This is a genomic window from Geobacillus sp. C56-T2, assembly GCF_007829715.1.
GTDB lineage: Bacteria > Bacillota > Bacilli > Bacillales > Anoxybacillaceae > Geobacillus > Geobacillus icigianus.
Genome location: NZ_VJWB01000001.1, coordinates 2,957,335 through 2,974,789, shown reverse-complemented (window position 1 = coordinate 2,974,789; position 17,455 = coordinate 2,957,335). Strand labels below are relative to the sequence as shown.

Genomic DNA, 17,455 nt, shown 5'->3' with positions numbered 1-17,455 from the left:
ACGATGGGAACGGCGTTGTTCATAACGGGAACAGGGACTGAAATCGGCAAGTCGGTCGTGACATCATTGATCGCGTTGGCGTTAGAGCGTCTTGGTTGTTCAACTTGCGTGTTCAAGCCGGTCCAAACCGGGATGGCTGACGATGGAATTTCGTTTGCCGAGCAGCATTGGTATCAACAAGTGGTTCAGTTTTCGCATTTTGAAGGAATGTACCGCATGGAGCCGGCGATGTCCCCGCATTTGGCAGCGGCGCTGACCGGCACTTCTATCGAGCCTGAGCGGATAGCTGAACGGTTGGCAGCGCTGCGGCAACGCTATGATGTCGTGCTTGTTGAAGGAGCGGGGGGACTGGCCGTTCCGTGGTGCGAGCGCGGCGGACGATGGTACATGACGAGCGATTTTGTTCGCGACTATGAGCTGCCGGCGATTCTCGTGTCGCTCTCAAGTCTCGGTGCGATTCACCACGCGGTGACGACGGCGGCGTATGCGGACGTACAAAACATTCGTTTGCTCGGTCTTGTGTTCAATCAGTTTCAGGAGCGAGAGATCATCCATCAAAACAATGTCGAAACGATCGCCGCTTTGCTGCGGCTGCCGGTGCTGGCGATGGTGCCGCGCCTGCCGACGGTATCTAGATCAGAGCTGGAATCTTTAGCGGTCCAATGGATCGAACAAGGAAAGGCGAAACAACTGCTGGAGGTGCTGGGCGTTGGTGTATAGTTATGCGCAATTGGAACAATGGGACAAACAGTATGTTTGGCACCCGTTCACGCAAATGAAGCAGTACGTCAACGAGCGGCCGCTCATCATTGAGCGTGGAAAAGGCAGCTATTTATATGATGTGAACGGTCGCCGCTATCTGGACGGGTATGCATCGCTTTGGGTCAATGTCCACGGCCATAACGATCCGGAGCTGAATGCGGCGCTTTATGAGCAATTGGAGAAGATCGCCCATTCGACATTGCTTGGTTCGGCGAATGTGCCGTCGATTTTGTTGGCCAAACGGCTGCTTGAATATTGGCCGCACATGTCAAAAGTGTTTTATTCCGATACCGGGGCGGCCGCGGTGGAAATTGCCCTCAAAATCGCTTATCAATATTGGAAAAACCTCGATCCGGTTCGGTATGCAACGAAAAACAAGTTTGTCTCATTGAAAGAAGCGTACCATGGCGATACGGTCGGAGCGGTGAGTGTTGGCGGCATGGAGACGTTCCACCGCATTTTCGCACCGCTCCTGTTTGAGCGAATCGAAGTGCCGGCGCCGTATGTGTATCGCATGGAGGAGTACGGAAGGGAACAGGACGTTGTCCGCCATTGTTTGAATGAGTTGGAACGCGTGCTCGCCAGCCAGCACGAACACATTGCCGCCGTTATTGTCGAACCGCTCGTTCAAGGGGCGGCGGGAATCATTGTTCATCCGCGCGGGTTTTTGAAAGGAGTGGAGGCGCTTTGCCGCCAATACGGGACGCTCCTTATTTGCGACGAGGTCGCCGTTGGTTTTGGCCGCACCGGAACGATGTTCGCTTGCGAACAAGAAGAGGTCGCTCCCGATCTTGTCTGTCTCGGCAAAGGGATTACCGGGGGGTATTTGCCGCTCGCGGCAACGCTCGTCACTGAAGAGGTGTATGCGGCGTTTCTCGGCGATGCGGAGGAAGACAAAACGTTTTACCACGGCCATACATACACCGGAAATCAACTGAGTTGTTCCGTGGCGCTAAAAAATATCGAGCTCATTGAAGCGCGCGGCTTGCTTGACGATGTGCAGCGAAAAGCGCGCCGCCTAGCTGGTTGGCTTGAGCGGTTGTACGACATCCCGATCGTTGGCGATATCCGGCAAAAAGGGTTGATGTGCGGTATTGAAATCGTGAAAAACCGACGAACGAAAGAAGTGTTTCCGCGCGCCGCCATGTTGGAACATCGGATCATCCTTGAGGCGCGCCGAAGAGGGCTTGTCATTCGCCCGCTCGGCCCGGTGTTGACATTCATTCCGGTTCTGGCGATGAGCGAAGCGGAAATGGAGGAGGCGGTGCGCATTTTGTACGATTCGATCGTCTGTTTGTACGAGCAAGCGCGGGCGGAGCTTGGCTGAGCGGGCGTCGGGTGGGATCCGGACGGCCTGGCATGGCACCGCTAGGCTGAACGACTTTTCCCTTCGCTGACTCATTTCGCTTATTTGGTTTCCCTCCGTTTGCGCTCGTTTTCCAATGCATGAGGATGTCCGAAAAAGGCTAGGACATCCCTTTCGGTTGCTATATATACGTGCTGACTGCTTCGGCCGCACGATATGTGGTGCCTATCTCAAAGGCGGACAACCTTTTGGGGCAGCCCGATGGAAGGGGGCATGACGCTTCCTAGCACTGTTTCGCCAACCGCCCCGGCAGTGTCGCTCCTGCGTTTCCTCTGTTCACTCAGCGAACGGGGGAAACGGCGGTTTTTCACCTGCCCCCTAGCAGGTTGGTGAAAACCTCTGTTTGCCTTGATCGGCGATGGAACACGTGAACATAGAGGCTGATGCAACAAGGTTTTTCGAATGGAGAAATGACATTGTAAAGCCATAAACAAGATGAAATCGCCTGCCCCCTAGGTACTAGCCTAGGCAGCGGGCGTTTTTCCTGCATACAGTGGGACTAAAGCGAGCGAAGGGAGGAAGGCGAATGAGTCATTTTCAAGTGGCCGATGAGCGCATTTGGCGTCCGTGGTGGTTTTGGCGGCCGTACGGGTTCCCGTTTTTTGGCGCTCCATTTTTCGGCGGGTTTTTAGGGGGCCTGCTCGGCAGCGCGTTGTTCCCGCCGTTTTTCTATCCGTATTGGTATGGCCCGATTTGGTGGTAAGAAAATGAAAAGGGGTGGGCGGACGGCCCACCCGCTTTTTTGTTTGGCACATATGAATAAAGTAAAGCCTTCCATTCCGTAATGAAAGGAGAGGAACACGATGCCGTTTCCAGGCTTGCTGTTTGGCGCCCCGTTTGTCGGCGGATTTTTGGGCGGTCTGCTCGGCGGCGCCTTGGCTCCGCGCCCGTTTTACCCGTACCCGCCTTATCCTCCGTATCCCGGCTGGTGGTATTAAGCAAACGATGCCAGAGGGGGTGTCCCAAAACGATCGGGACACCCTCTCTCATCGTCAGATAAGTAGCCGCTTCTCTGTCACGCTTTGTGTCTTTCTTGAGGGGGAGATCGCCGTTGGCGCCCCTGGTTGTCGCTAGTTATCGCCGCTGAAAGTCACATGGCGTTGGCGAGGCGTGGGGATGTCCCGGCTTTGCTTGGACATCCCCCGTTTCGGTCACTATTGCATTGGCTGGGAGGAATGCGGCAGCTGGCTCCGATATCCTTGAAACTGCTGGTACGTTTGCTGAAGCTTTTGGGCATCGGCCGCTTCGAGCTTGTACCACCCTTTTTTAAACATGAGTTCGTACAGCTCGCGTTGACAGTTTTGCGTTTCCGTAAAAATATTCATCATATCCTGATATAATGCTTGATGGCTTGCTTCATGCAAAAAGACGCTGTACGACAAGGTCATGTATTTTTCCGTCGCGAGCATATCGTTTAAAAAATCCCGCTCGTTCATTTGCGGCGTTTTCGGAACGGGCGTTTCCGCATTTTGCACTTGTTTCGTGTTCATTCGTTCTGCCTCCTTTCACATCACCGGCGGCTGCGGCGGATTTTGCAAGTGGCGCAAAATCATGTCATAATGGCGCTCGTGCATTTGCCCGGCGCGCTCGATCGCCTGCGCCACTTCAGGATCGCGACATTGCGCAGCGAAAAAGTGTGCTTTTTTCGCCGCCAGTAAGTTCCATGACATCATGTCGGCAAAATACATCGCGTCTTTCGTTGACACCATCTGCGGCGGTGCGGGCATCGCCGCCTGTGGATTCATTTGCGGCTGTTGCTGCATCTTCGTTTCGCTCCTTTCTTCTTCATTCGCTTTTTAGCGTGTCCGGTGTGTGGAAAATTATGCACATATAAAACATGAATGGTGAAGAAAAAACATATTCAATTGGTCGAAAACGTGGTACAATAATCATGGTGAATGCGTTTCCATACAAGGGGGCTTGCAATGGTGGAGCAGCTGATGCGAGATATGTTCTTGTTTCTGTCCAAAAATAAAACGTTGACGAAGCTGGCGAAGCGATACGGCCTCCGCTTCGGCGCTTCCAGATTTGTCGCCGGCGAGACGATCGACGAAGCGGTGCGCGTCATCCGCCAGTTGAACGAAAAAGGCTTGGCGGTGACGGTCGATTATTTAGGCGAGTTTGTCGACAATGAGCGGGAAGCGAATGAGATGGCGCGCCATTGCCTGGAAGCGATCGAGGCGATCAGCCGGGAGAAGCTGAATTCGCAGCTGTCGTTGAAAATGACCTCGATGGGGCTCGATATTTCCGATGAGCTCGTGATGCGCAACATGCGCCGCATTTTGGACGCGGCGAAAGAGCGCGGCGTGTTTGTGACGATTGACATGGAAGATTATTCGCGCTGCCAGAAGACGCTCGACATTTTTAAAACGTTGAAAAAAGAATACGACAACGTCGGCACGGTGCTGCAGGCGTATTTGTATCGGACGGAACAAGACATTGAAGATTTAAAGCCGTACCGCCCGAACTTGCGGCTTGTCAAAGGGGCGTACAAAGAACCGCCCGAGGTGGCGTTTCCAGACAAAAAGGATGTGGATGAGAATTTTAAAAAGATCATCAAGCAACATTTGCTTAACGGTAACTATACGGCGGTGGCGACGCATGACGATGCCATCATCGAATATACGAAACAGCTCGTCAAGGAATACAACATTCCAAACAGCCAATTTGAGTTTCAAATGTTGTATGGCATCCGCCCCGAGCGACAAATCGAGCTGGCGCGCGAAGGATATACGATGCGCGTCTACGTTCCGTACGGCACGGACTGGTACGGCTACTTTATGCGCCGGCTGGCTGAGCGGCCGGCCAACGTGGCGTTTGTCATCAAAGGAATCATCCGCAAATAAGAGAGGCTGGCGCATCGGCGTCAGCCTTCTTGCATGTTGTGCTTTTTGTACTGCTGGTTTTGGCTTGTCCGTTTGCCCCCGCCATCCGCTTCTACGGTCGGACCGGCGTTGCCTTTGACGCTCGCGGCGCTGACCCCGCGTTCGGACGGATTCTTTTTCAAGCGGGCCATCGCGGTTCACCTCCTCGTTCTTAGTATGAGCCAGCTGTTTGCGGACGATGTGAGAAAAATGTGCGGCAAATATGTTGCGAAAATTACTAACATACTATATATTTAGTTATAGATAGCGGTTTCAACGATATTTTTTTTCACAAAAAATGAATGACGATTCATTCAATGGTGTAAGGGGGAACCGAAATGGCAAAACGCATTCGGCGCGCCGCGGTGCTAGGGTCCGGCGTCATGGGGGCGGGCATTGCCGCCCATTTGGCGAACGTCGGCATTCCGACGTTGCTGCTGGACATCGTGCCGCGCGAGTTGACGAAAGAGGAAGAGGCAAAAGGTTGGACGCTCGAGCATAAACAAGTGCGCAACCGCCTCGTTAATCAGGCGCTCGAGCGGCTGCTCAAGCAAAAACCGGCGCCGCTCATGTCCAAAGACAACATCGCTTTAATTGAAACGGGCAACTTCGAGGATGACTTCCACCGGCTCGCGGAAGTCGATTGGATCATTGAAGCGGTCGTGGAAAAGCTGGAAGTGAAAAAAGAAGTCTTCGCCCGTGTGGACGAGGTGCGGACGCCGGGGACGATCGTCAGCTCGAACACTTCCGGCATCTCGATCGCCGCGATGGCCGAGGGGCGGTCGGAAGACTTCCGGAAACACTTTTTAGGCACGCATTTCTTCAACCCGCCGCGCTATTTGAAGCTGCTGGAGATCATCCCGACGGAGCATACCGATCCGGCTGTGGTCGCCTATATGAAATCGTTCGGCGAAGACGTGCTCGGCAAAGGCGTCGTGCTGGCGAAAGATACGCCGAACTTCATCGCCAACCGGATCGGCACGTACGGACTGCTTGTCACCGTCCGCCAGATGATGGAAGGCGGCTATAGCGTCGGTGAAGTCGATTCGGTGACCGGGCCGCTCATCGGCCGGCCGAAAAGCGCGACGTTCCGCACGCTTGACGTCGTCGGGCTCGATACGTTTGTCCATGTCGCCAACAACGTATATGAAAACGTCGAAGGGGAAGAAAAAGAGGCGTTCCGCGTGCCGGAGTTTATGAAAACGATGCTTGACAACGGCTGGCTCGGCAGCAAATCCGGACAAGGCTTTTTCCTCAAGCAAGGAAAAGACATTCTCGAGCTGAACTACGTCACGATGCAGTACGAGCCGGGCAAAAAGCTGGTCACCCCGGCGGTGGAGATGGCGAAGCAGGCGAAAGGAACGGCCGCCAAGCTGCAAGCGCTCGTCTATGCCGACGGCGACCGCGCCGGCACGCTCCTTTGGAACATCATGGCGCCAACATTGCTATATGCCGCCCGCCTTGTCGGGGAGATCGCCGACGACATCGTCGCGATCGACCGGGCGATGAAGTGGGGGTTCGGCTGGGAGCAAGGTCCGTTTGAACTGTGGGATGCGATCGGCCTCGAAAAATCGGTGCGCAAAATGCAGGCGGAAGGGCGCGACATCCCGGCGTGGATTACGGACATGCTCGCCGACGGAGCGACCTCGTTCTATCAAACGAAAAACGGCCAGCTGTTCTATTATGCGACCGGCGGATATAAAACAGTAGAAGAGAGCGAAAAAGTCATCCACATCCGCCGGCTGAAAGAAACGCGCGGGGTTATCAAGAAAAACGCCGGCGCAAGCCTCATCGACCTCGGCGATGACGTGGCGCTTTTGGAGTTCCATTCGCCGAACAACGCGATCGGCGCGGACATCGTTTTCATGATCAACGAGGCGCTTGAGGAAGTGAACCGCAATTACAAAGGGTTGGTCATCGGCAACCAAGGGAAAAACTTCTGCGTTGGCGCGAACTTGGCGATGATGCTCATGGAAGCGCAAGACGAAAACTTTTTTGAATTGGAACTTGCCGTTCGCCAGTTCCAGCAAGCGCTTCTTCGCATGAAATACAATTCGAAACCGGTCGTCGTCGCGCCGTTTGCCATGACGCTCGGCGGCGGGGCGGAAGTGAGCTTGGCGGCTTCGCGCATCCAAGCGGCGGCGGAAACATACATCGGGCTCGTCGAAGTCGGCGTCGGCTTGATTCCGGGCGGCGGCGGCAATAAGGAGCTGTACATCAAACGGTTGAACAGCCTGCCGCGCGGCGTGGACGTCGACTACGTCAAAATCGCGGCCGGCGTATTTGAAACGATCGCCATGGCGAAAGTGTCGACATCGGCGGCCGAAGCGCGCGAGCTCGGCTTCTTGAATCACCGAGACGGCATTACGATGAACGGCGACCATCTTTTGCATGAAGCGAAACAGGCTGTGCTCTCGCTGTATGAGGAAGGATACCGGCCGCCTGTAAGGAAGAAAGTGCCGGTGGCCGGCGAAAGCGGCTATGCGGCCATGCTGTTGGGCGCGCAGTCGATGTTCCATTCCGGCTACATCAGCGAGCACGATTTGAAAATCGCGAAAAAGTTGGCGTACGTCCTAGCGGGCGGCAACGTGCCGTACGGAACGGAAGTCGATGAGCAATATTTGCTCGATTTGGAGCGCGAGGCGTTTTTGAGCCTCATCGGCGAACCGAAGACGCAAGCGCGCATGCAGCATATGCTTGTGAAAGGAAAACCGCTCCGCAACTAACGCGGGGACGATCAAGGGGGGATCGGCGTGAGAGAAGCGGTCATTGTCGCAGGAGCGCGGACACCGGTCGGCAAAGCGAAAAAAGGAACGCTCGCCCATGTGCGGCCGGACGATTTAGGGGCGCTCGTCGTCAAAGAGACGTTGAAACGGGCAGGAAATTATGAAGGAAACATCGATGATCTCATTATCGGCTGCGCCATGCCGGAGGCGGAGCAAGGCTTGAACATCGCCCGCAACATCGGCGCGCTCGCCGGGCTGCCGTATACGGTGCCGGCGATCACGATCAACCGGTATTGCTCGTCCGGCTTGCAGGCGATCGCCTATGCGGCGGAACGGGTCATGCTCGGCCATTCCGACACGGTCATCGCCGGCGGGGTCGAATCGATGAGCATGGTGCCGATGATGGGCCATGTCGTCCGCCCCAACGCCCGCTTGGCGGAAGAAGCGCCGGAATATTACATGTCAATGGGGCACACGGCTGAGCAAGTGGCGAAAAAATACGGTGTGAGCCGCGAAGATCAAGACGCGTTCGCGGTGCGCAGCCATCAGCGCGCCGCCAAGGCGATTGCGGAAGGCAAGTTCAACGAGGAAATCGTGCCGGTGGAAGTGGCGGTGCGCAAAATCGAAAACAACAAACTCGTCGAAGAAACCGTCGTCTTTGCGCAAGATGAGGGCGTGCGTCCGGACACGAACATGGAGACGCTCGCGAAACTGCGCCCGGCGTTTGCGGTCAACGGCACGGTCACGGCCGGCAACGCGTCGCAAATGAGCGACGGGGCGGCGGCGGTCATGGTGATGGACCGTGAAAAAGCGGAGTCGCTCGGCTTGAAGCCACTCGGCAAGTTCCGGTCCTTTGCGGTCGCCGGCGTGCCGCCGGAAGTGATGGGCATCGGCCCGATCGCCGCGGTGCCGAAAGCGTTGAAGCTCGCCGGCTTGGAACTGTCAGACATCGGTTTGATCGAGCTGAACGAAGCGTTCGCCTCGCAATCGATCCAAGTCATCCGCGAACTTGGGTTGGATGAGGACATCGTCAACGTCAACGGCGGGGCGATTGCGCTCGGCCACCCGCTCGGCTGCACGGGCGCGAAGCTGACGTTGTCTTTGCTTTACGAAATGCGGCGCCGCAACGTGCAGTTCGGTATCGTCACGATGTGCATCGGCGGCGGCATGGGCGCAGCCGGCGTGTTTGAACTGCTGTAGCGGATGGGTGGCCGTGGCCCGAATGAGCGGTCCGGCTGCAGGGAACGCCTATTTCCCGGGCGGCGTTGCCGCCCGGATCATCAATCATCTTTTGGGGAGGAAATGAACGATGGCCAAAACAATCGAAGAAGCGATCAAAGGCGGCAGCTTTCTAATCGAAGACATTCCGGCGGAGCGCGTGTTTACGCCCGAAGATTTCACCGACGAACATCACATGATCGCCAAAACGACGGAAGAGTATGTCAACAACGAGGTGCTTCCGCAGCTTGAACATCTGGAAAATCACGAGTTTGACCGCTCGGTGAAGCTGCTCCGCAAAGCGGGCGAGCTCGGCCTGTTGAGCGCGGACATTCCGGAAGAGTACGGTGGCTTGGGCTTAGATAAGGTCAGCTCGGCCATCATTGCCGAAAAAATGGCGCCGGCCGGTGGCTTTGCGATTTCGCACGGGGCGCACGTCGGGATCGGTTCGCTGCCGATCGTGTTGTTTGGCACGGAAGAACAAAAACAAAAATACTTGCCGTATTTGGCGACCGGCGAAAAAATCGCCGCTTATGCCTTGACGGAGCCGGGCTCGGGTTCGGACGCCCTCGGCGCGAAAACGACAGCGAAGCTCAATGCGGAAGGCACACATTACATTTTAAACGGCGAAAAACAATGGATCACGAACTCCGGATTCGCCGATGTGTTTGTCGTCTATGCGAAAGTCGACGGCCAGCATTTTACCGCCTTCATCGTTGAGCGCGATTTCCCGGGCGTTTCAACCGGTCCGGAAGAGAAGAAAATGGGGATCAAAAGCTCATCGACGCGGACGCTCATTTTGCAAGACGTGCCGGTGCCGAAAGAAAACGTGCTCGGCGAAATCGGCAAAGGCCACGTCATCGCCTTTAACATTTTGAACATCGGCCGCTACAAGCTCGGGTTGGGGGCGGTCGGCGGCGCGAAGCGGGCGTTTGAGATCACGGTCAAATACGCCAATCAGCGCCAACAATTCAAACGCCCGATTTCGCAGTTTACGCTGACGCAGGAAAAATTGGCGACGATGGCGTCGCGTCTGTATGCCGCCGAAAGCTCGGTCTACCGCACGGTCGGCTTGTTCGATGAACGGATGGGCTTGCTTGATGCCGAAAAAGCGAAAGATGGCAAAGAAGTGGCCAAATCGATCGCCGAATACGCGATCGAATGCTCACTGAACAAGTTTTTTGCGACGGAAGTGCTCGATTACATCGTCGATGAAGGCGTGCAAATCCATGGCGGCTACGGCTTTATGCAAGAATACGAAATCGAGCGCGCCTACCGCGATTCGCGCATCAACCGCATTTTTGAAGGAACGAACGAAATCAACCGCCTGCTCGTGCCGGGCATGTACTTGAAAAAAGCGGTAAAAGGCGAGCTGCCGCTGTTCCAAAAAGCGCAGCAGCTGCAGGAAGAGCTCATGATGATGGCCGCCGAAGAGCCGGGTTCGGGCGCGCTGGAACAAGAGAAATACTTGGTGCGCCAAGCGAAAAAAGTTGCCTTGATGGTCGCCGGATTGGCGGCGCAAAAATACGGCCAGCGCATTGAAGAAGAGCAAGAAGTGCTCGTCAATATCGCCGACATTGTTTCGAACGTTTACGCGATGGAATCGGCGCTCTTGCGCACGGAAAAAGCGATTCAAGCGAGCGGTGAGGAGAAAAACAAACAAAAAGTGCTGTACACGCAAATTTTCTGCCAAGAGGCGTTCAATGAAATTGAAGCCCATGCGAAAGAGACGCTTGTCGCTGTGGAGCAAGGTGACACGCTGCGGATGATGCTCGCCGCGCTCCGCCGGCTGACGCGCCATACGCCGATCAACGTGATCGCGAAAAAACGTGAAGCGGCCGCTGCGCTCATTGAAGCGGAACGATATGTTGTGTGAGCGTTGAAGCGGCGCGGCAAGTTGTGTGATAATGAGAAGTACCAGGTCCGACCTGGTACTTCTTGTCGTTTCGAGGAAACTGCAGGCAGAAGCGGACGGTTCGATGCCTTTGGCCGCTTGTTCTCGCTGTTGGGAACGGGCGCCGCCAACATCGGATCATCCGAGCGAATTCAGCGGAAAGGGGGAGGACGATGGCGCTCACGCTCTATTGGTATCCAAAGTGCGGAACGTGCCGGAAGGCGAAAAAATGGTTGGATGACCACGGCATTGAGGTGCAAACGGTGCATTTGGTCGACGAGCCGCTGACGAAAGAGCAGCTCGCCGACCTGCATCGGAAAAGCGGGCTGCCGCTGAAAACATTTTTTAATACAAGCGGGCTGAAATACCGCGAGCTCGGATTAAAGGACAAGCTTGACGGCGCATCGGAAGACGAGATGCTCGATTGGCTCGCTTCGGACGGAATGCTGGTGAAGCGGCCGATTTTGACGGATGGCGAGCGGGTGATCGTCGGGTTTCGCGAATCGGCGTATGAATCGTTTTTTGGACAGGCGCCGGCCGTGAATCGGTAACCAGTTTGCCATCCGGGCACGGCGGAACGGCAACAGCGAAAGGGGCAAACGGGGGTGTTCCGCCGGTTCGGGCGGCCGGCGTAGACAACGGTTTTCGACAGGGCGGGTGCGAAGCCCAAAAATTTTTCGCCGGCCGAACAGACAGACGGTGAGTTTTCGCGGAAAATCGGTTATGATGAAGAGGAGCACACTTTTTTGTCGCAATGGAGGGATTCGATGAACACGCCAAAGGAACTTCGCTATACGAAAGAGCATGAGTGGGTGCGCGTCGAAGGAGAACACGTGCGCATCGGCATTACGGATTACGCGCAATCCGAGTTGGGGGATATCGTCTTTGTCGAACTCCCGGAAGTGGGCGCGCAGCTGAAAGCGAACGAGCCGTTCGGCAGTGTTGAGTCGGTGAAAACCGTCTCGGAGCTGTACGCGCCAGTCAGCGGAACGGTTGTCGAAGTAAACGAGGCGCTCAACGATCATCCGGAGTATGTCAACGAATCGCCGTACGAGAAAGCGTGGATGATCGTCGTGAAACCGAGCGACACCCGTGAGATCTACCAATTATTGACAGCGGAACAATACGAAGCGATGGTGACGGAAGGATAAACATGGCCGTCATTTTCGGCTCAATTCGGGCACCCTATACATATGAAAGAAATGAAACAAGGGGGTGCGAGAGATGGCGCTGCAATCGGCGCGCATCGATGTGACCGATCGGGTGATCGGCAAATGGAACGGCCGCTCGCTTGATTTGTATGCGGAAGGGGAGCTGATCGGCCATGTTCCGCTTCCGGAGACTGTTCCGTTAAAAAGCGGCTATACAGTGCAAAATGGAAAAGTTTACAAAGACGTGACCGCTACCGTTGAGCCGGGGCAAAAATATGTCGACTGCGACGGGGAAGCGGGCTGGTGTTGAAAGGCAACGGTGGATGGCCGTTGCTTTTTTTCAACCTTTGGCTCGCATCGATCATACAATAGAGCAACATTGGTGGAGTTAGGTGGGGCGGATATGCGACAAGTGGAAAAGGTGATCATCGTCGAGGGGAGATCGGATAAACAAAAGGTGGCGGCGGTGTTGAATGAACCGGTGGTGATCGTGTGTACGAACGGGACGATCAGCGATGCCCGCCTGGAAGAGTTGGCCGACGAGTTCGAAGGCCAAGATGTATACGTGCTTGCCGACGCCGATGAGGCGGGGGAGAAGCTGCGCCGCCAGTTTCGCCGCATGTTTCCCGAAGCCGAACATATTTATATTGACCGGGCGTACCGGGAAGTGGCGGCCGCTCCGCTTTGGCATTTGGCGCAAGTGTTGCTGCGCGCCGATTTTGAGGTGCGCATGGAATGGTTGATGAAGGGGGGAAGCGGGTGAACGCGATCCATCGCAATGAGCTCAGAAAAACGATTGAGAACGAGCCGCTTTTGGCGCTGTATTTGTATACCCCGCTGTGCGGCACATGTCAATTGGCGCGACGGTTGCTCGTGATTATCGAGCAGCTATTCCCGACGTTGCCGTTTTACGAAACGGATATCAACTATATTCCCAAGCAGGCAGTGGAGTGGCAAATTTCCAGCGTTCCATGCTTGCTTCTTTTTGTTGACGGAGCGATGGCGGGCAAATGGTATGCGTTCCCTTCCGTCACCGATTTGTATGAGCAACTGCAAGCCCGGCTGCCTCGTTGACTGTGCCCTTTTTTGACTCCGTTTGACACATTTCTTGGGAAATGACAAAAACGGCGTCCGTTCGTCAACAGGCTGTCGAGATTTTTGTAAAGGATTCTTGCCCCCACATATGGAAATAGAGAACAAAGGACATGGGGGTGATGGTCAATGGAAGTGCGTGAATTTGTGGAACGGTTCATCGAGCGGATGCAAATGTTGCGTCATTTGTTGCCGATTTTGCCGGACGAGCAGTTATGCGTTCGGTTTGAAAGCGACGGGGAGGCCGCTTCCGTCTTGCTTGGCAAAGAGCCGGCCATCGTTGAGTGCGAGAACGATGAACGAAACACGTTGACGGTGCGCGGTTCGAAGGAAGCGCTCGCCTCCTTGCTGAGCGGTGAGCTGAAGCTGCAGCAGCTCGTCCGACTGCAAGAAGTGCACGTATCGGGAAGCTTCCGCCATTTATTGCTGCTGGAGTCGCTCCTCCATTTGGCCAAGCCGTATCGGCATGTCGGATAAAAAATGGGTTGACACGATTCGACATCCAGTGATACAATCACATTCGTAACCAAATTGAATACATTCGCGTTGCGCTCTTATCAAGAGAGGTGGAGGGATGTGCCCAATGAAGCCCGGCAACCGTCAGCGCTTGTGCTGAAATGGTGCCAATTCACACAAAGCAGCCTGCTTTGAGAGATAAGAGACGGAATGGTAGACAATACCTTTCTGTTCTCCGCGGGCAGAAAGGTTTTCTTTTTGCGCTTGCTTGGACGCTGGGCGTGAACAGCCCGCTTCGGCCGCTTGCGCAGGCGCGCTCGGCGGCGGGGCTTGCGCCTGCTGGCGAACGGGAAGCGAACGGCAAGAAAGGAAGGTGAAACGATGATCACCCTTGAACAGGTGACGAAAGTATACCAAGCGGCCAACGGTGCGGTGACAGCCGTTGACAACGTGTCGCTTGAGATTCGCGAAGGGGAAATTTTTGGAATTATCGGCTACAGCGGGGCCGGAAAAAGTTCGCTCATTCGGCTGTTAAACGGATTGGAAAAACCGACGAGCGGTCGGGTGATCGTCGCCGGCCGCGACATGGCGCGCGTGAAAGGTCGGGAGCTTCGAAACGCCCGTCAGGAAATCGGCATGATTTTCCAGCATTTCAACTTGCTTTGGTCGCGCACCGTCAGGGAAAATATCGCCTTTCCGCTCGAGATCGCCGGTGTTCCGAGAGAGGCGCGGCAAAAGCGCGTCGATGAGCTCATCCAGCTTGTCGGGCTCACCGGGCGGGAAGAGGCGTATCCGTCCCAGCTGAGCGGCGGGCAAAAGCAGCGGGTCGGCATCGCGCGGGCGCTCGCCAACAATCCGAAAGTCCTGCTTTGCGATGAGGCAACGTCCGCCCTCGATCCGCAGACGACGGACGCGATTTTGGATTTGCTCGTTGACATCAACAAGCGGCTCGGGCTGACGATCGTGCTCATCACCCATGAAATGCACGTCATTCGCAAAATTTGCGACCGCGTCGCGGTGATGGAAAGCGGCAAAATCGTTGAACAAGGCGACGTGCTGCACGTGTTCCGGAACCCGCAGCAACCGATTACGAAACGGTTCGTCAAGCAGCTGGTCGAGCCGGAGGAAACCGAAGAAGCTGTCTCGCATCTGTTCGGCCAATACCCGAACGGGGTGATCGCGCAGTTGACGTTTGTCGGCGCCGCCGCTGGACAGCCGCTCATTACGCAAGTTGTCCGCCAATTTGCCGTTGATGTCAACATTTTGCAAGGAAAAATCTCGCACACCCATCAAGGCGCCTACGGCGTGCTGTTTGTGCACATCGACGGGGCGGCGGATGAAATCGGTCGGGCGCTCGACTATATTCAAGACCAACAAGTGGCGGTGGAGGTGATTCACGATGCTCGCTAACCTCCTGCCGAACGTGCAATGGGAAACGATGTGGGCGGCAACGGTCGAGACGCTGTACATGACCGGCATGGCGGTCGCCGCCACGTTCGTCCTCGGGATCGTTCTTGGCTTGCTGTTATTTTTAACGGCAAAGGGAAACCTATGGGAGAACCGGCTGGCCAATACGGTCATCGCGGCGTTCGTCAACATTTTCCGCTCCATTCCGTTCATTATTTTGATCATTTTGCTTATTCCGTTTACGAAATGGCTCATCGGGACGATGCTCGGCGCCAACGCGGCGCTGCCGGCGCTCATCATCGGCGCGGCGCCGTTTTACGCCCGCATGGTTGAGATCGCCCTCCGCGAAATTGACAAAGGGGTCATTGAAGCGGCGCAGGCGATGGGCGCCTCGACGTGGACGATCATTTGGAAGGTGCTTTTGCCGGAATCGCTGCCAGCCCTTGTTTCGGGGATTACCGTCACCGCGGTGTCGCTTGTCGGCTACACGGCGATGGCTGGCGTTGTCGGCGCCGGTGGACTTGGGAATTTGGCATATTTGGAAGGATTTCAGCGCAGCCATAACGATGTGACGTTTGTCGCGACCGTGTTGGTGCTTGTGATTGTCTTTGTCATTCAGTGGATCGGTGACGTTGTCACTTCCAAAATAGATAAACGATAAAAGGAGGAAAAAACCGATGAAAAAATGGCTTGGCGTGCTGTTCGCTTCCGTCTTGGTGTTCGCCTTGGCGGCTTGCGGCGGCAACAACAACGCCGCAGATGAGGGCGGCAACGGCAAATTGGTAAAACTGAAAGTCGGCGCCTCGAACGTGCCGCATGCGGAAATTTTGGAAAAAGCGAAACCGATTTTGAAGGAAAAAGGCATTGACTTGGAGATCATTACGTTCCAAGACTATATTTTGCCGAACAAAGCGTTGGCTGACAAAGAAATTGATGCCAACTACTTCCAACACATTCCTTATTTAGAGTCGCAAATGAAAGAGCATGGCTACCAATTCGTTAACGCCGGTGGCATTCATATTGAGCCGATCGGCTTGTACTCGAAAAAATACAAAAGCATCGAAGAGCTGCCGGATGGCGCAACGATCATCATGAGCAACTCGGTCGCCGACCACGGCCGCATTTTGTCGATGCTGCAAGAAAAAGGGCTCATTAAGCTGAAAGAGGGCGTCGATAAAACGAAAGCGACGGTGAATGACATCGTTGAAAATCCGAAGCATTTGAAGTTTAAGGCCGATGTCGACGCTGGGCTGCTGCCGCAAATTTACAAAAACGGCGAAGGCGATGCGGTGCTGATCAATGCCAACTATGCGCTGGACGCGGGCTTGGATCCGGCGAAAGATCCGATCGCCGTCGAATCGCCGAAAGACAACCCGTATGTCAACATTGTGGCGGTGCGCAAAGGTGATGAAAACCGGAAAGAAATCAAAACGTTGGTGGAAGTGCTGCAGTCGAAAGAAATTCAAGACTTCATTAAGGAAAAATATAAAGGCGCCGTCATTCCAGCGGCGGAAAACAATCAATAACGGGAGCGGTTCGCTCCCGTTATTTTTCGTCAGCGGCTCTAACAAGGCAACGAGCGGCGAAATGATGAGGCCGTGCAGCGCGCGACAACGGCGGGTCAGCGGCTTGAGCCCTCCCGCTTGCGCCAAGGGCAGCGCTCATCACCTAGAAGGCCGGTGAAAAACCGCTGACACACCAATTGGAGGCATATTTTCATTCAGAAAAGAAAGCTGATTCTGTGAGGTTTCTCTCATTGAGAAATGGATGGAACTCAGCAGTATTTTTGCACGAAATCACCAGCCTCTTAGATGGCGATGATTGAACTGGCTGCGGCCGGCACAAAAAACACCGGCCAACGCCGTGGCGGTCTCCTCCTTTTTCCGATATGATTTGCCGTTTAATTTGCCGTTCCTGCATGCATACTAACAGCAGAAACGGACAAAGGAGGAAAACGAAAATGAACCACGTCACACCGTCATCGGTCGAATCGGCGCTTCGCCACTACAAAGAAGGGCTTGGGGCGTTCACCCAAAAACTCCCGAACGTAGCGGAGCGATTTAACGCCTTTACGGAAGCGTGCTTTGCCGAGGGGGCGCTGTCGAAAAAGGAAAAGCAGCTGATCGCGCTTGGCATCAGCTTGGCGACCCAAGATGAGTATTGCACGATTTACCACACGAAAGGATGCCTTGATGAAGGGGCGTCGGAACAAGAAGTTTTGGAAGCGTGCGCGGTGGCGGCGGCGTTTGGCGGCGGGGCGGCGATGAGCCAAGCGGTGACGCTCGTCCAAGAATGCCTCCGCGAGTTGCGCACCGCCCATTAAGACTCCGGTGACGGGGTCTTTTTTTAGTGAGAAGATCAGTTGGTATCTCCTGTAAACCGAGAAAATCGGCAATTTGAACGGGTCTTTTTTAGTGAGAAGGTCGGTTGGTGAACGAAGCGGGGGCCTCGCCGATTGGGTTCGCGCTTAGAAGGCTGGTGCAAAAACGCTGTTTCCGTTGCGCGAGGGAGAACGAATG

At 55.1% G+C, this 17,455-nt stretch carries 21 protein-coding genes and 1 riboswitch; of the genes, 18 read left to right on the top strand and 3 right to left on the bottom strand.

Annotated elements, in window-relative coordinates; translation table 11 throughout:
• The first annotated feature begins 3 nt into the window (after nucleotides 1–3).
• The 4 genes from bioD (at nucleotide 4) to GC56T2_RS18210 (ending at nucleotide 3,066) form a co-directional block, all read left to right on the top strand.
• Nucleotides 4–720, top strand: coding sequence for a dethiobiotin synthase (gene bioD, locus GC56T2_RS14820; RefSeq protein WP_144976227.1), 717 nt, complete (start codon nucleotides 4–6; stop codon nucleotides 718–720).
• Nucleotides 710–2,089 (top strand): adenosylmethionine--8-amino-7-oxononanoate transaminase, encoded by a 1,380-nt coding sequence (gene bioA, locus GC56T2_RS14815; RefSeq protein ID WP_144976224.1) that lies wholly within the window; start codon nucleotides 710–712, stop codon nucleotides 2,087–2,089. The genes bioD and bioA overlap by 11 nt, the downstream gene beginning before the upstream one ends.
• 565 nt (nucleotides 2,090–2,654) lie before the next feature.
• Nucleotides 2,655–2,831, top strand: coding sequence for a hypothetical protein (locus GC56T2_RS17890; RefSeq protein WP_172706426.1), 177 nt, complete (start codon nucleotides 2,655–2,657; stop codon nucleotides 2,829–2,831).
• Nucleotides 2,832–2,931: 100 nt separating this feature from the next.
• Nucleotides 2,932–3,066, top strand: coding sequence for a hypothetical protein (locus GC56T2_RS18210; RefSeq protein WP_255358742.1), 135 nt, complete (start codon nucleotides 2,932–2,934; stop codon nucleotides 3,064–3,066).
• A gap of 216 nt (nucleotides 3,067–3,282) precedes the next feature.
• Here GC56T2_RS18210 and GC56T2_RS14810 read toward each other — a convergent pair whose 3' ends face one another.
• Both GC56T2_RS14810 and GC56T2_RS14805 read right to left on the bottom strand, forming a co-directional pair.
• Nucleotides 3,283–3,618: a spore coat protein gene (locus GC56T2_RS14810; RefSeq protein WP_144976222.1), complete on the bottom strand. Its 336-nt coding sequence runs from the start codon at nucleotides 3,616–3,618 to the stop codon at nucleotides 3,283–3,285.
• Between the two features lie 15 nt (nucleotides 3,619–3,633).
• On the bottom strand, nucleotides 3,634–3,891 hold the full coding sequence (locus tag GC56T2_RS14805) for a hypothetical protein (protein ID WP_033018548.1): 258 nt from the start codon (nucleotides 3,889–3,891) through the stop codon (nucleotides 3,634–3,636).
• A 165-nt stretch (nucleotides 3,892–4,056) separates the two neighbouring features.
• On the opposite strand from GC56T2_RS14805, the gene GC56T2_RS14800 reads away from it, so the two are divergent.
• A complete protein-coding gene (locus tag GC56T2_RS14800; protein ID WP_033018587.1) occupies nucleotides 4,057–4,974 on the top strand; it encodes a proline dehydrogenase family protein in 918 nt (305 codons plus the stop codon).
• A 20-nt stretch (nucleotides 4,975–4,994) separates the two neighbouring features.
• Here the strand turns inward: GC56T2_RS14800 and GC56T2_RS14795 are convergent, their stop codons facing one another.
• Complete coding sequence (locus tag GC56T2_RS14795; protein ID WP_081897172.1) at nucleotides 4,995–5,144, bottom strand: YuzL family protein; 150 nt, start codon at nucleotides 5,142–5,144, stop codon at nucleotides 4,995–4,997.
• 186 nt (nucleotides 5,145–5,330) lie between these two features.
• On the opposite strand from GC56T2_RS14795, the gene GC56T2_RS14790 reads away from it, so the two are divergent.
• The 13 genes from GC56T2_RS14790 to GC56T2_RS14730 all read left to right on the top strand — a co-directional run bounded on the left by GC56T2_RS14790 (nucleotide 5,331) and on the right by GC56T2_RS14730 (nucleotide 17,259).
• On the top strand, nucleotides 5,331–7,718 hold the full coding sequence (locus GC56T2_RS14790) for a 3-hydroxyacyl-CoA dehydrogenase/enoyl-CoA hydratase family protein (RefSeq protein ID WP_144976220.1): 2,388 nt from the start codon (nucleotides 5,331–5,333) through the stop codon (nucleotides 7,716–7,718).
• A gap of 27 nt (nucleotides 7,719–7,745) precedes the next feature.
• Nucleotides 7,746–8,918, top strand: coding sequence for an acetyl-CoA C-acetyltransferase (locus GC56T2_RS14785; protein ID WP_144976218.1), 1,173 nt, complete (start codon nucleotides 7,746–7,748; stop codon nucleotides 8,916–8,918).
• Nucleotides 8,919–9,027: 109 nt separating this feature from the next.
• Nucleotides 9,028–10,812, top strand: coding sequence for an acyl-CoA dehydrogenase family protein (locus GC56T2_RS14780; RefSeq protein WP_033843129.1), 1,785 nt, complete (start codon nucleotides 9,028–9,030; stop codon nucleotides 10,810–10,812).
• 191 nt (nucleotides 10,813–11,003) lie between these two features.
• Nucleotides 11,004–11,381: an arsenate reductase family protein gene (locus GC56T2_RS14775; RefSeq protein ID WP_033843130.1), complete on the top strand. Its 378-nt coding sequence runs from the start codon at nucleotides 11,004–11,006 to the stop codon at nucleotides 11,379–11,381.
• A 216-nt stretch (nucleotides 11,382–11,597) separates the two neighbouring features.
• Nucleotides 11,598–11,981, top strand: a complete 384-nt coding sequence (gene gcvH, locus GC56T2_RS14770) for a glycine cleavage system protein GcvH (RefSeq protein WP_144976216.1) — start codon at nucleotides 11,598–11,600, stop codon at nucleotides 11,979–11,981.
• Nucleotides 11,982–12,054: 73 nt separating this feature from the next.
• Nucleotides 12,055–12,291, top strand: a complete 237-nt coding sequence (locus GC56T2_RS14765; protein ID WP_144976214.1) for a YusG family protein — start codon at nucleotides 12,055–12,057, stop codon at nucleotides 12,289–12,291.
• Between the two features lie 93 nt (nucleotides 12,292–12,384).
• Nucleotides 12,385–12,744: a toprim domain-containing protein gene (locus GC56T2_RS14760; protein WP_033018557.1), complete on the top strand. Its 360-nt coding sequence runs from the start codon at nucleotides 12,385–12,387 to the stop codon at nucleotides 12,742–12,744.
• Nucleotides 12,741–13,055, top strand: a complete 315-nt coding sequence (locus GC56T2_RS14755) for a thioredoxin family protein (RefSeq protein ID WP_172706233.1) — start codon at nucleotides 12,741–12,743, stop codon at nucleotides 13,053–13,055. Before GC56T2_RS14760 ends, GC56T2_RS14755 begins: the two co-directional genes overlap by 4 nt.
• Before the next feature lie 147 nt (nucleotides 13,056–13,202).
• The gene (locus tag GC56T2_RS14750) at nucleotides 13,203–13,550 is read left to right on the top strand and encodes a hypothetical protein (protein WP_033018560.1); all 348 of its coding nucleotides are present in this window, start codon (nucleotides 13,203–13,205) and stop codon (nucleotides 13,548–13,550) included.
• A gap of 74 nt (nucleotides 13,551–13,624) precedes the next feature.
• Nucleotides 13,625–13,734: riboswitch (SAM riboswitch) on the top strand.
• Nucleotides 13,735–13,910: 176 nt separating this feature from the next.
• Entirely contained in the window at nucleotides 13,911–14,939 is a 1,029-nt protein-coding gene (locus tag GC56T2_RS14745; RefSeq protein ID WP_144976210.1) for a methionine ABC transporter ATP-binding protein, read from the top strand.
• Complete coding sequence (locus GC56T2_RS14740; protein WP_144976208.1) at nucleotides 14,929–15,597, top strand: methionine ABC transporter permease; 669 nt, start codon at nucleotides 14,929–14,931, stop codon at nucleotides 15,595–15,597. Before GC56T2_RS14745 ends, GC56T2_RS14740 begins: the two co-directional genes overlap by 11 nt.
• A gap of 16 nt (nucleotides 15,598–15,613) precedes the next feature.
• The gene (locus GC56T2_RS14735; RefSeq protein WP_144976206.1) at nucleotides 15,614–16,462 is read left to right on the top strand and encodes a MetQ/NlpA family ABC transporter substrate-binding protein; all 849 of its coding nucleotides are present in this window, start codon (nucleotides 15,614–15,616) and stop codon (nucleotides 16,460–16,462) included.
• Nucleotides 16,463–16,896: 434 nt separating this feature from the next.
• Nucleotides 16,897–17,259, top strand: a complete 363-nt coding sequence (locus tag GC56T2_RS14730) for a carboxymuconolactone decarboxylase family protein (RefSeq protein WP_033018570.1) — start codon at nucleotides 16,897–16,899, stop codon at nucleotides 17,257–17,259.
• Nucleotides 17,260–17,455: the final 196 nt, after the last annotated feature.

Bases quoted from the DNA above. Each gene is read 5' to 3' on its own strand.
- bioD (WP_144976227.1), top strand. From the start codon at position 4: ATGGGAACGGCGTTGTTCATAACGGGAACAGGGACTGAAATCGGCAAG.
- GC56T2_RS17890 (WP_172706426.1), top strand. From the start codon at position 2,655: ATGAGTCATTTTCAAGTGGCCGATGAGCGCATTTGGCGTCCGTGGTGG.
- GC56T2_RS18210 (WP_255358742.1), top strand. From the start codon at position 2,932: ATGCCGTTTCCAGGCTTGCTGTTTGGCGCCCCGTTTGTCGGCGGATTT.
- GC56T2_RS14810 (WP_144976222.1), bottom strand. From the start codon at position 3,618: ATGAACACGAAACAAGTGCAAAATGCGGAAACGCCCGTTCCGAAAACG.
- GC56T2_RS14805 (WP_033018548.1), bottom strand. From the start codon at position 3,891: ATGCAGCAACAGCCGCAAATGAATCCACAGGCGGCGATGCCCGCACCG.
- GC56T2_RS14795 (WP_081897172.1), bottom strand. From the start codon at position 5,144: ATGGCCCGCTTGAAAAAGAATCCGTCCGAACGCGGGGTCAGCGCCGCG.
- GC56T2_RS14790 (WP_144976220.1), top strand. From the start codon at position 5,331: ATGGCAAAACGCATTCGGCGCGCCGCGGTGCTAGGGTCCGGCGTCATG.
- GC56T2_RS14780 (WP_033843129.1), top strand. From the start codon at position 9,028: ATGGCCAAAACAATCGAAGAAGCGATCAAAGGCGGCAGCTTTCTAATC.
- GC56T2_RS14775 (WP_033843130.1), top strand. From the start codon at position 11,004: ATGGCGCTCACGCTCTATTGGTATCCAAAGTGCGGAACGTGCCGGAAG.
- gcvH (WP_144976216.1), top strand. From the start codon at position 11,598: ATGAACACGCCAAAGGAACTTCGCTATACGAAAGAGCATGAGTGGGTG.
- GC56T2_RS14765 (WP_144976214.1), top strand. From the start codon at position 12,055: ATGGCGCTGCAATCGGCGCGCATCGATGTGACCGATCGGGTGATCGGC.
- GC56T2_RS14760 (WP_033018557.1), top strand. From the start codon at position 12,385: ATGCGACAAGTGGAAAAGGTGATCATCGTCGAGGGGAGATCGGATAAA.
- GC56T2_RS14750 (WP_033018560.1), top strand. From the start codon at position 13,203: ATGGAAGTGCGTGAATTTGTGGAACGGTTCATCGAGCGGATGCAAATG.
- GC56T2_RS14745 (WP_144976210.1), top strand. From the start codon at position 13,911: ATGATCACCCTTGAACAGGTGACGAAAGTATACCAAGCGGCCAACGGT.
- GC56T2_RS14740 (WP_144976208.1), top strand. From the start codon at position 14,929: ATGCTCGCTAACCTCCTGCCGAACGTGCAATGGGAAACGATGTGGGCG.
- GC56T2_RS14735 (WP_144976206.1), top strand. From the start codon at position 15,614: ATGAAAAAATGGCTTGGCGTGCTGTTCGCTTCCGTCTTGGTGTTCGCC.
- GC56T2_RS14730 (WP_033018570.1), top strand. From the start codon at position 16,897: ATGAACCACGTCACACCGTCATCGGTCGAATCGGCGCTTCGCCACTAC.